The sequence below is a fragment of the Marinobacter antarcticus genome, assembly GCF_011049865.1.
GTDB lineage: Bacteria > Pseudomonadota > Gammaproteobacteria > Pseudomonadales > Oleiphilaceae > Marinobacter > Marinobacter antarcticus_A.
In genome coordinates, this window is record NZ_DRGY01000086.1 from 16,774 (window position 1) to 28,850 (window position 12,077).

Annotated in this window: 11 protein-coding genes; 6 read left to right on the forward strand and 5 right to left on the reverse strand. The window is 55.7% G+C overall.

The annotated features are described in order from the left end of the window. Window position 1: 1 nt before the first annotated feature. The 4 genes from msrA to ENI00_RS10885 all read right to left on the reverse strand — a co-directional run bounded on the left by msrA (window position 2) and on the right by ENI00_RS10885 (window position 5,293). Window positions 2-670 (reverse strand): peptide-methionine (S)-S-oxide reductase MsrA, encoded by a 669-nt coding sequence (gene msrA, locus ENI00_RS10870; protein ID WP_304101928.1) that lies wholly within the window; start codon window positions 668-670, stop codon window positions 2-4. Between the two features lie 84 nt (window positions 671-754). After that, the gene (locus tag ENI00_RS10875; protein WP_304101929.1) at window positions 755-2,158 is read right to left on the reverse strand and encodes a class II fumarate hydratase; all 1,404 of its coding nucleotides are present in this window, start codon (window positions 2,156-2,158) and stop codon (window positions 755-757) included. Between the two features lie 93 nt (window positions 2,159-2,251). Next, entirely contained in the window at window positions 2,252-3,772 is a 1,521-nt protein-coding gene (locus tag ENI00_RS10880; protein WP_304101930.1) for an aldehyde dehydrogenase family protein, read from the reverse strand. Window positions 3,773-3,841: 69 nt separating this feature from the next. Then, the gene (locus tag ENI00_RS10885) at window positions 3,842-5,293 is read right to left on the reverse strand and encodes a WS/DGAT domain-containing protein (RefSeq protein ID WP_304101931.1); all 1,452 of its coding nucleotides are present in this window, start codon (window positions 5,291-5,293) and stop codon (window positions 3,842-3,844) included. Window positions 5,294-5,529: 236 nt separating this feature from the next. Between ENI00_RS10885 and ENI00_RS10890 the strand changes: the two genes are divergently transcribed. Together ENI00_RS10890 and ENI00_RS10895 are read left to right on the forward strand one after the other, a co-directional pair. Next, window positions 5,530-6,453 carry an alpha/beta hydrolase gene (locus tag ENI00_RS10890; RefSeq protein ID WP_304101932.1) on the forward strand — a complete coding sequence of 308 codons (924 nt, stop codon included), beginning with the start codon at window positions 5,530-5,532 and terminating at the stop codon, window positions 6,451-6,453. A gap of 127 nt (window positions 6,454-6,580) precedes the next feature. Then, the gene (locus ENI00_RS10895; RefSeq protein ID WP_304101936.1) at window positions 6,581-7,330 is read left to right on the forward strand and encodes an FFLEELY motif protein; all 750 of its coding nucleotides are present in this window, start codon (window positions 6,581-6,583) and stop codon (window positions 7,328-7,330) included. 30 nt (window positions 7,331-7,360) lie between these two features. Here the strand turns inward: ENI00_RS10895 and ENI00_RS10900 are convergent, their stop codons facing one another. Next, window positions 7,361-7,639 carry a polyhydroxyalkanoic acid system family protein gene (locus ENI00_RS10900; protein ID WP_304101938.1) on the reverse strand — a complete coding sequence of 93 codons (279 nt, stop codon included), beginning with the start codon at window positions 7,637-7,639 and terminating at the stop codon, window positions 7,361-7,363. A 124-nt stretch (window positions 7,640-7,763) separates the two neighbouring features. Between ENI00_RS10900 and ubiE the strand changes: the two genes are divergently transcribed. From ubiE to ENI00_RS10920, 4 genes are all read left to right on the forward strand, one after another. After that, window positions 7,764-8,546, forward strand: a complete 783-nt coding sequence (gene ubiE / locus ENI00_RS10905; RefSeq protein ID WP_304101940.1) for a bifunctional demethylmenaquinone methyltransferase/2-methoxy-6-polyprenyl-1,4-benzoquinol methylase UbiE — start codon at window positions 7,764-7,766, stop codon at window positions 8,544-8,546. Then, window positions 8,546-9,187, forward strand: coding sequence for a ubiquinone biosynthesis accessory factor UbiJ (locus ENI00_RS10910; protein WP_304101943.1), 642 nt, complete (start codon window positions 8,546-8,548; stop codon window positions 9,185-9,187). The genes ubiE and ENI00_RS10910 overlap by 1 nt, the downstream gene beginning before the upstream one ends. Beyond that, window positions 9,184-10,827 (forward strand): ubiquinone biosynthesis regulatory protein kinase UbiB, encoded by a 1,644-nt coding sequence (gene ubiB, locus ENI00_RS10915; RefSeq protein WP_304101945.1) that lies wholly within the window; start codon window positions 9,184-9,186, stop codon window positions 10,825-10,827. The genes ENI00_RS10910 and ubiB overlap by 4 nt, the downstream gene beginning before the upstream one ends. A 528-nt stretch (window positions 10,828-11,355) precedes the next feature. After that, window positions 11,356-11,883: a HEPN domain-containing protein gene (locus ENI00_RS10920; protein ID WP_304101947.1), complete on the forward strand. Its 528-nt coding sequence runs from the start codon at window positions 11,356-11,358 to the stop codon at window positions 11,881-11,883. Window positions 11,884-12,077 lie beyond the last annotated feature (194 nt).

Here is a 12,077-nt window from a genome sequence, read left to right on the forward strand (position 1 = left end):
CTTAGGCCAGGTTGTCCCCGGCATGGGAATTAGAGTTGGCGTCAGTGTATTCCGGTTTGAGCTTGTCACCAAAGCCACCCATCAGTTTTTCCATTTTCGGGGCCGCCACCGCCATGATGTAAGGCTGGTAAGGATTCCGGGCAGCGAAGTTCTGGTGCTGAGACTCGGCCGGGTAAAATGCCTCCAGTGGCTCCAGAGCCGTTACCAATGGCTGCGAATACACCGCCGCCTCATCAAGCTGGCGAATGTAGGATTCGACAACCTGCTTCTGTTCCGGAGTTTCATAAAACACGGCAGAGCGATATTGCGTACCCCTGTCGTTGCCTTGGCGATTTAACTGAGTGGGATCATGAGCCACAGAAAAGAACACTCGAAGCAACTCGCCAAAGCTGACCCGGGCGGGGTCGTAATGCACAGCCACGACTTCCGCATGACCGGTAGACCCGGTGCATACCGCCTCGTAATTCGCGGTCTGTTGCGAACCGCCAGCGTAGCCAGACTCCACGCGATTTACGCCATCCATTGCCAGAAAAACGGCTTCCACACACCAGAAGCAACCACCGGCAAGAACCACTCTGCGCTCGCCCTCTGCGGCTGGCAGGTCATGCTCTGGCTCAGGAAAGCGACTGCGGGCCACGTTCAGGCCAGGGATACTGCAAGATGATGTCATGATGACCTCGATTAAGGGTGTGAATATCTACAATATACGTATTGTGGTCGCAATCTGATCAGTTTACCAATATCCGGAGCGTCATCAGGTGGCGCCACCCCGGGTAAGTTTGAGCGGGTCCATCAGCGCTTCAAGCCGCTCTCGGCTAAGGCCACTTCGCTCCTCTGCCACATCAATAACCGGGCGACCCGTTTTGTAGGCTTCCTTCGCAATCTCCGAGGCCAGGCTGTAACCGATTTCAGGGTTCAGCGCCGTTACCAGCACCGGGTTGCGACCCACGCTGGCATTTAGAGTTTCGGTGTTCACCGTAAAGCCCCGGATGGCTTTGTCTGCCAGCATGGTCGTCACGTTGCCAAGCAATTTGATCATATCCAGAAGGTTGCTGCCTATGAGAGGCAGCATCACATTCAACTGAAAGTTACCCGACTGCCCGGCAATGGCGTTGGCACTGTCCAGACCCATTACCTGCGCCCCCACCATGGCAACAGATTCGGGAATAACCGGGTTAACTTTGCCCGGCATAATGCTGCTGCCCGGCTGCAATGCCGGCAGGTTTATCTCGGCAAGGCCGTGAATCGGGCCGCTGTTCATCCAGCGCAGATCGTTGGCCATTTTGGTGAGCACAATGCCCAGCCCGCGCAATTGCGATGAGAGCGCAACCGGGCCATCGACGGCGCTCTGCCCTACAAATTTGTGATCAAGAGAGCGAAACGGGTAACCGGTGTTTTTTTTCAAAAACTTCACAACCTGGCTCGCAAACTCCGGCAGCGCGTTTACGCCTGTGCCTACCGCTGTTCCGCCCTGAGGCAATGCAAGCAGATCATCCGTGGCGGCATCAAGGCGCTTTTCAACTGCGAGTATCTGCTCACGCCAAGTGCGCAGCTCCTGGCCCAAGGTGATTGGCATGGCATCCATCAGATGGGTGCGGCCCGTTTTAACCTGCTCGGAGAAAAGCGCTTCGCGTTCGTAAATGACGCCGCGCATGTGCGTCAGCGCCGGAATCAGTCTCTCATTCACGCCAATCACCGCACTCACGTGAATGGCCGTAGGGATGACATCGTTCGAGCTCTGGCTCATGTTGACGTGGTCGTTTGGATGCACCTGCACCCCATTGCTGGCCGCGATGGCGGCAATAACCTCATTAACGTTCATGTTTGTGCTGGTGCCTGAGCCTGTCTGGTAGCGATCAACCGGAAACTGATCCGCGTATTCGCCCCTGATGAGCGCCTTACAAGCGTCCGTAATCGCATCACAACGGCTGTTATCGAGCAGCCCCAAGCTGGCGTTGGCTTCTGCCGCGGCTTGCTTGATGCGTGCCACCGCCGCAATAAACGCGGGCGGCATGGGCTGATCACTCACCGGAAAGTTATCTACGGCGCGCTGGGTCTGGGCCCCCCAGAGCGCTTCGGCAGGCACATGAACATCCCCCAGGCTGTCTGTTTCAATTCTGGTTTGGGTGTCTACTCCACTGGCTCCATTTTCACTCATGATTGCCCCTGTCTGCTTCCAAGCCAGGATGGCTTGCTATAGATCAAAGCGCTTTGCAGGTGACCTCCCGCGAGGACACCTGCAACGGTCGGGTCAGAAAAATCCCAACGGGTTGATGTCGTAGCTGGTCAGCATGCACTTTGTCTGCTGATAATGCTCCAGCGCCATCTTATGGGTTTCGCGGCCAACACCGGATTTCTTATAGCCACCAAACGCTGCGTGTGCCGGGTAGGCATGGTAGCAGTTCATCCACACCCGGCCGGCCTGAATGTTACGCCCCACTCGATAGGCACGATTGGTATCGCGAGTCCAAACGCCGGCACCCAGCCCGTATTCGGTATCGTTGGCAATCGCCACCGCTTCTTCTTCGGTTTTGAACGTGGTCACGCCCACAACCGGGCCAAAGATTTCCTCCTGGAATACCCGCATCTTGTTGTCGCCCTTGAACAAGGTGGGCTGAACGTAGAAGCCGTTGTTGAATTCGTCGTCCATCTCTTCTCTGCCACCGCCGGTGAGAACAACCGCGCCTTCCTGTTTGCCGATTTCGAGGTACGACATGATCTTGTCGAACTGCTCCTTACTGGCCTGGGCACCTACCTGCACATCCGTATCCAGCGGATTGCCGCGCTTGATGGATTTGGTGCGCTCAACCACTTTTTGCATGAACTCTTCGTACATGTCTTCCTGTACCAGCGCCCGCGACGGACAGGTGCACACTTCACCCTGGTTGAAAAACGCCAGAACCAGGCCTTCCACGCACTTGCTCACGAACTCCGGCTCGGCCTTCATGACGTCCGAGAAATAGATATTGGGAGATTTGCCGCCCAGCTCAACCGTTGATGGAATGATGTTCTCGGCCGCGCATTTGAGAATGTGCGAGCCCACCGGAGTGGAGCCTGTGAAGGCGATTTTGGCGATACGCTTGCTGCTCGCCAGAGCTTCACCGGCTTCGATGCCATAGCCGTTAACGATGTTGATAACGCCCGGTGGCAACAAGTCACCGATGATGTCCATAAGCACCAGAATGCTGGCGGGGGTTTGCTCGGCGGGCTTGAGTATGGAGCAGTTGCCGGCGGCCAGGCAGGGGCCAAGCTTCCACGCGGCCATTAGTATCGGGAAGTTCCAGGGAATGATCTGCCCGACCACGCCCAGGGGTTCATAGAAATGATAGGCCACGGTGTGTTGATCAATCTCACCCATGTGCCCTTCCTGAGCCCGGATACACCCGGCAAAATAGCGGAAGTGGTCGGCTGCCAGAGGGATATCAGCATTGAGGGTTTCACGCACCGCTTTGCCGTTATCCCAGGTTTCTGCAACGGCCAGTTTTTCCAGGTTGGCCTCAATGCGGTCAGCAATTTTAAGCAGGATATTGGAACGCTCGGCTGGCGAGGTTTTGCCCCAGGCCGGCGCAGCTTTGTGCGCAGCGTCGAGCGCTAACTCAATATCCTCGGCGGAGGAGCGCGGAATGTCACAGATCACCGCGCCGGTTACCGGCGTGATGTTTTCGAAATACTGCCCTTTGACGGGCGCAACCCACTCGCCACCAATGTAGTTCCCGTAGCGGGGTTTGAAAGAAACAACGGAGCCGTCTTTTCCTGGCTGTGCGTAAATCATTGTCGTCACCTCTTGTTGTGGTCACAAATGACAACGCGATCATTCGCGTTTACTCATTCACTGTAGACCTCAAACACCAATAGGTGAACCACCGGGGAACTCTGATAATTCCCGCAGGCAATCTTCCAGGAACGCTTCCGGATCAGCCAGCACAGCTTCGTCTGCCACCACGCCGAACTGTACCTGCCCCGCGTAGCTGACAATGCTGACGCCCAGCCCGATGTCGCCGGCCTGAGGCACCCAGAACATCTGTTCGGTAATCTTGCACCCGGCGATATAGCGAGGTTCGGGAGTGCCGGGAACGTTAGACACCACGGCGCTGGCTTTGCGGTAAAACACGTTCGAAAGCGGCTGGCGCAGAACGTCTGGAATCAGGGATGAACCCGCGGCAATGCCCCAGGCGATTCCGGGCTGCCAGCTTTTTTTCAGCCTGCGAGTTTCCTGTTTGATGCGATAGAGCCGCTCAAGAGCGCTGCCCCCGTCCACTGGCAAGGGCACAAACACCGTGCCGAAGTAATTGCCCAGCGTGCCCGGCTTCGGTTTCAGATCATCTGGCAGGCGGCTGCGAATATCAACGGGAACGGCCGCATGCAATACCGCATCTTCAAGAGTGGCATCCGACACACCAAGACGGGAACGAACCGCGGCCGCCACGCAGCTGAGCAGAACGTCGTTAATGGTTACGTTGGTGGCTTGGGCGATTGATCGGAACCGCTCAAGAGGCACCGTATCCGACCACCGGCAGTACCGCCGACCCAGCAACGGCCGCTTGAGATCCGACGGCGTATCCTCAGGCTCTGCCAGAAAATCACTGACCTCGTTAATAAGCTTCAGGCCGTTGCGGGCCAGTTCATCCAACCACGCCGCGGCCTGGTCTCCCGGATCTTTCGAATTTACATGAGGCTTTTCATCGACGGCATCCAACGTGGAATCACCGGCGACCAGCTGCTGAATGCGACTTTTGGCCGCTGATATCCACGGCGCGAGGTCGCCGGTGTGCGGGGTGCCATGAAGAGTGCCATGGTGAGCGCCGTAAGGAGCGCCATAAACAGCAGGTTGCTGCTGCGGGGAGACCGGGCACAAGCGGTCAAAAATGCCCGTTAACGATACGCCGTCGGCGTAACAGTGGTGCACTCGCAGCAGCAATACCGCCCCACCCTCGGCATTCGGTGCCAACCAAAACTTCCATAGCGGTCGAAACATTGGCAGGGGCTGATTCAGGCGCGCAGAAACCCACTCCTGAAGGGAAGATTCTGAAAAACGATCAAGCACCACATCCAGATGGTGCCTGAGATCAAACACCGGATCCTGCTCCCACCACCAGGCCGGCGCCCGCCTCACCGGCATAAACCGGAAACGCTCCCACGCCATCCAGTAAATCCGCAAGAAATCCCGCAGCCGGGGAGCCGTCAGGCCATCCACTCGCATCATGACGGTAATGGTCATGGGGTTTCGGGGATTTTCCAGCGCCAGCCAGGCTGAATCCGCAGGAAGCATGAGGTGCGCTTGTTCGTGACTCAAACCCGAACGTCCCCGGAAGTGGTGGAGTTAAAACTCAGAGACAAGCATTGTGCCAGACATACACAATTGGCTCCACATGCGCGCTGGCAGCAGAAGATTACAAAAAATTACACGCCGGACAACCTTCACTCCTATACTGGTTATAAGCCTTGATGCAATAGTTATTACCGGCACAATCAGGCTTTGATCGAAAAACTCCAACAAAAAGCGTTAGCCGTGCTGGGCGGAGAAGCATTATGAAAGCAAACCATATTCGCAAGCTGATCAAGCCAGTTGCCAGCGCTTACTCCGAGATGTTCTCGGGCCGGGTCTATCGCGTTGGTGAAGGCGCCGTGTCTGTTCGCAATCACAGCGGCGAGGCAGAGCAGTCAGTGATTGGCGTGCATGGCTTTCTGGAAAACCACTGCTACTTTACCCAGACCTACGATGCACCCACCACCGAACTGATTCTGCTGACCTGCAGCAACTATCATATCCCGGTAAACGGCGTAACACCGGAAACCCCGGAATGGGAATTGCCCATCAAGCACCTGGAGGGCACCATTGAATACGATGCCTGCATTCTGAACCAGGCACTGACAAATTTGCCCAGCACTCGGAATGTGCGAATCCACGGCCATTCACGGGGCGGCGCAATTATTCTGGAAGCGATCAAACAGCGCCCTGAGCTCTACGAAGACGTAGAAGTTGTTCTTGAAGCGCCGGCCCTGCCACAGGGTAAACTTCACCCGCTGGTAACCACCATTCTGGAACCGGTTAGCCACGGCATGTGGCCCTGGCTGATCCGCCTTATTAACAGCGCGCCCTCATCCGCTTACGGCCAAACCTTTTTCGGCAAGATGAACCCGCGCAAAAAACAACTGCTGGGCAAGCTGTTTTACGCCACCCGCGACCACCTGACCATTGTTCGCAACATAGAGAACACTCTTGACTGGATGTCGCGCACCGATACCGATGTTTATCGCCATGTGCGCCACGGTACCTTTCTGATTCCCGGGGTGGACCGCATTCTGGACCGTCCGGCCATGCTCGCCAGCGCGCGGCAAAGCCCGACCACCATGCGCATTGTTGAAACCCGGGCGCCCAGCCACTTTGTGACTCTCGACAGCAAGGAATGGCTGCCCGGTTTTGAGTCTCTGCCTGTCGCAGCCCAAGGCTGAAATCACGGCCTTTCAATAGCCACTGAACGCTGCGCAGCGGATCTGGATTACTGCGCCCGCGCTCCCCCTCCGGTAAACTACCCATCTGTGAACAAACCGACCGGGGTTGGGATTATGAGTTGGCACTATGTACCGTGAGCGCCTTGTTGGCACGGAGGTGCGCTCACAAAGCGCGCGCCGCTTGCAGACGCTGCTATTGGACTACCACGACTTTCGATATCGCAAAGCGGACCATCGGCTATCCAGCAGTGCGCATATCATTGCCGACTGGCAAGTGGAACGCCTGAAAAAAACCCACCAGGATCTCTACCAAAACCCCCATTACCAGGCCGGTCTGGAGTTTCTGCTCACCGATCTTTACGCTCCCGCCAGCATGACCCGACGCGACGACAACATAGACCGCGTGTTTCCTAAAATGGTCAAGTGGCTGCCGGATCACCTGCTGGAAACGCTTGCCGGGCTGGTAGAACTGAACCTGATTACCCAGCAACTGGACTTTGAACTGGCTGAATTGCTTGATGAGCGCGATATACACGCCGCAGCGGTCACCGCTGAGGATTTTTGCGTGGCCTACCGGGCCAGCCAGAAGCTGGAGCAGCGCAGAAAGCAGATATTGCTGGTGGCGGATGTGGGTCAGCAACTCGACCGCTACGTGCGCAATCGCACGCTTGGGTGGCTGCTAACAATGAGCCGGACACCTGCAGACATGGCCGATCTCAGTGATCTGCACGATTTCCTGCACAGAGGCTACTCGGCGTTCCGGAGGATGGACCAGGTGAACCTGCTGATTGACCGGCTGGTGAGCCGGGAGCAGCAAGTGATGGACAACATTCTTAACGGCCATCCGGAGCCGTTTGTGCTTCCGGACAGCCTTTAGAAGCACCCGAAGAAGCACAAATGAGGCGAGTCAGGCCTTCAGAATCTTATCAAGCTGGCTGTTAATTTCCTGCTCAATCCGCGGTTTGAACGGCCGAAGCAGCATGCCCAACTCCAAGTGTACGTGCAGGTCGCTGTCGGTGATGTTCAGATGGCCTTTGGCTCCCGAACGCTTGAACTTCAGATGATCACCTTCCCACTCGTAATCGAGATCAAACTGGCGGGACAAGTCACTGGCAAGGGCTTCTGCCGCGTCGCGGGCATGGTCTTTATCAAGGGTATGAGCGCGATGAATATCGATTGCAGACATGAATCAGATTTCTCTTCAAATTGAACGATTTTACAGTGTAAGGCCGTATTAAACCTCTAGCCACCCTTGTAGCAACCCCGTCAACCGTTAGAATACGGGTTCAGATTCTGACAGGACACGCGTAATGAGCGAGCAACAACCGCCGGCCAGTCCCGGCAATGGCCCGGACGACGTTACCCACTTCGGCTTCAGGGATGTACCCAAAAGCCAGAAGGCAGGCCAGGTAGCCGATGTTTTTCACAGCGTGGCGGGCAAATACGACCTCATGAACGATCTGATGTCCATGGGCGTTCATCGCCTGTGGAAGCGCTTTACCATCGAGCTCTCCGGTGTGCGCCCGGGTCATCAGGTTCTCGACATTGCCGGCGGAACCGGCGATTTGACCATGAAGTTCTCGGACCTGGTGGGTCGCGATGGCAAAGTGGTTCTGGCTGACATCAACGCCTCCATGCTAAAGGTCGGCCGCAGCCGCCTCATCGACCGCGGATACGTGGGCAACATTGAATACGTGCAGGCCGACGCGGAGCACCTTCCGTTCCTGGATAATAACTTCAACGCCGTGTCTATCGCCTTCGGCCTGCGCAACGTCACCGACAAGGATCAGGCTTTGCGGGACATGACCCGCGTGCTGAAGCCCGGCGGCAAGCTCATGGTGCTGGAATTTTCCAAACCCACCAACCCGCTGCTCAGCAAGGCCTACGACACCTACTCGTTTACCGCGCTGCCGCTGATGGGCAAGCTGATTGCCGGCGACAGTGAAAGCTATAAGTATCTGGCTGAATCCATTCGTATGCACCCGGACCAGGATACGCTCAAAGGCATGATGGAAAACGCCGGCCTGGTGAACTGCAAGTACTACAACATGACGGGCGGCGTGGTTGCTCTGCACGTGGGAATCAAACCCTGATGTTCCCCGGCCCGACTCTGCTTACGGCCATGGCCGCCATAATCGAACGGGCACTGAACCACGCGCTTGAACTGGATACCGCAGGCCAGCAAGCGCTACTGGAAGCGCTGGAAGGGCCGGTACAGTTCCACATTACCGACCCGGTTTCTCTTACCTTTTCACTGCACAGAACCGGTAACCGGGTGCATGTACACAGCCAGCCTGCTGACAAGCCGGCTCTTGAAATCCGCGGCAAGCCCCTGGCGTTTGCCGCGCTCGCCACAGGCGATAACCGTGTATTCACGGACAATCGCCTGCAGGTGACTGGCGACACCGGCCTTGCACATCAATTTCAACGCGCGCTGAACCAGCTTGACCCGGATTGGGAAGCAGCCATGGCAAGGCACATCGGCGATGTACCGGCACACTTTATTGGCAACCGTATTCACAGCGCCGTGAGCTGGAGCCGCCAGGCGTTTAGCTCCCTGAACGCCAATATTGAAGAATACGTGCATGAGGAAAGCCGCGCCCTGCCCGGCCGCCGCGAACTGGAAGCCACGTTCGAGGATATCGACGCCCTCAACTTGCGCACCGAGCGCCTTGAGGCGCGCGTAAATCAGATACAAAGCCGCAGCAATACCAACAAACCGGAGACTCCGTGACCCGCCTGCAACGCCTGTTTCGAATAACCTGGGTGTTCTGCCGCTATCGGCTGGATGTTTTTTTGCCCATGGCGGAACTTCCCGGGCCGCTAAAAGTGTTGTTCCTGCTGGCGCCCTGGCACGTGTTCCCGCAACCGAAGCTCGACCGTGGCGACCGCCTGCGCCTGGCTTTGGAAGAACTCGGCCCGGTGTTCGTAAAGTTCGGCCAGATTCTGTCTACGCGCCGTGACTTGTTGCCAGACGACATGGCAGATTCGCTCAAGACGCTGCAGGACCGGGTACCACCCTTCCCCAGCGACGCGGCCCGCACCATTATTGAAACCTCCCTTGGCGCGCCCGTCTCCGAACTGTTCAAAGCGTTTGGCACCGACCCCATGGCCTCAGCCTCTGTGGCGCAGGTTCATGCGGCAACTCTGTTAAACGGGCAAGACGTGGTGGTGAAAGTTCTGCGCCCGGGTATCGAGAAGGTTATCCGCCAGGATCTCGCGCTAATGTATTTGATGGCGCGCCTGCTTGAGAAATATGGGGCCGAAGGCAAGCGCCTGCACCCGGTAGAAGTGGTGGCAGATTACGACGCCACCATTCACGACGAACTGGACTTGCAGCGCGAAGCCGCCAATGCGAGCCAACTGCGCCGTAATTTTGAAAACTCCTCGCTGATTTATATTCCTTTTATCGACTGGGACTATACCCGTAAATCCGTGATGGTTATGGAACGCATCCACGGCATCCCCATTGCCGATGTGCCCGCTCTGGAAGCGGCTGGCGTAAACCTGAAGGTACTTGCAGAAAAAGGCGTTGAAATTTTCTTCACCCAGGTGTTTCGCGACAGTTTCTTCCACGCAGACATGCACCCGGGCAATATTTTTGTCGACGTAACCAACCCGGCCGACCCGAAATACATCGCCATCGATTTTGGCATTGTCGGCACCTTGGCGCCAGAGGATCAAAGCTACCTGGCGCGCAACCTGCTGGCCTTTTTCCGCCGCGATTATCGACAAGTGGCGCAACTCCACATTCAATCCGGCTGGGTGCCGCCGGATACCCGGGTGAACGAATTCGAAGCGGCCATCCGCACCGTATGCGAACCCATTTTCGAAAAACCCCTGAAAGACATTTCCTTTGGCCACTTCCTGCTTCGCCTGTTCCAGACCGCTCGGCGCTTCAATATGGAAGTACAGCCGCAACTGGTTTTGCTGCAAAAAACCCTGCTGAACGTGGAAGGCCTGGGCCGTCAACTGTACCCCGAGCTCGACCTGTGGAGCACCGCGCAGCCTTTTCTGGAAAGCTGGATGCGCAAACGAATCGGTCCCTCTGGCTTGATAAAATCATTGCAAACCCACCTACCCGCCTGGCTGGAGCAGTCTCCGGAAATGCCGCAACTGGTTCACGATGCCTTACTGCAACTGCGCGGCGCCGGCCCCACCGAGAAACAGAACCAGGACACCCTGGCCCTACTCCGGGAACAGCAGCGCAGAACGGATCGGCGCTGGCGCCGGCGAATTACAGCCCTGGTACTGGTTGGCGCCGCCATGATCGGAACCCGGCCAGAAGCGCGGGAATGGGTGGAGAATGCACCGCTTTGGACCTGGGCCTTGTTGGCTGCAGCCGGGGCTCTGGTTATGCGCGGCAGTCGCTGATAATCACATCGGTGGCGACGAGATAGAGTGTGGGCTAAGCTCTTGTTTTATAGATTTTTGGATGATGCGCTGGCGCTTGAAGAATCAGTAATGATGAAGCGGTCAGATTTCCGCAATCGCGTAGCGGTCTATCAAGTTACTGTTAGTGGCTTCTCCTTCCGCTTGGCGACCGGATATATCTAGATTTCAAGGAAGGAAAGGGTGTCCAAAATTGATAAACGGGGAGTGATAGCGGGAGCCATAGTCTGGCTTGCGCTCATGGCGATGATGTCTGCTGTCATGTCGTGTATCGAAACTCGATCTTGTGGCAGCGAAGATTTCTTTATGTACGCCCTGATAGGAGCTGGCATGCTGGCACCATCATATTTTGTGGCAGCTATACTCTCGAAATGACATCAATACAAACCACGGTTGATTCTATCTGGGAGTGCCATTCCACTAACAAGTACAGGTTGTCGGACAGTTGCTACGCTGCGCTCCGTACCTGCCCTAACTGCAAGCGTTAGAATTTCACAGGAGTAAATAGAGTTGTCTGAAGCTGGGAAGCTGTTTGAATACTCGATACAAGACGCAGAAAAACTATTAGCGCGATTCGATTCGGATAAGCACGACCCATCGAATGGATCGGAGACCTTAAAAAGAGCGGGAATGATCATGGCTTTGGCCGCTTGGGAAACTTATATTAAGGATCGATTTCGCGAAGAAATCGATGTTTGGCTTTGCTCTTTAAAAGGAAGTCAAATCTCGAATTTTGTGTTAAAGAAGGTCGATGAGGATCTCAAGCGCTTTTTTAATCCAAATCACGATCGTACCAAAAATCTATTCAAAACATATTTCGATATTGACATCACTGAGCATTGGAAGTGGGATAATTATCTTCAGCCTCAAGCAAAAAAGGCTTTGAATGAGCTTATTTCAAAGCGAGGGGACGCTGCACATCAAGCTAATACAAACGCTTACTCAGCACATATTGTTAAGCGAGATGATCTAGACAAGGCCATTAGATTTTTGAAAGGTCTGGTGAGGGCAACTGAAAAAGTGAAAATTGCCAAATAATTCTAACAAGTCACGGAAGACGAACGCGTGAGACGCGCCGCTTCGTTAAGCGTTGAGGCTGTAGAAAAACCCCGAAATTCCCATCCCGGTTTGGTAGGATCAGGCAAACAGACAAGGAGCCGTCGGCAATGCCCCGCTTCAAGCACTACAACTACGATCAGGACGCCATGGTCGTGATCAACTACCAGGAACAA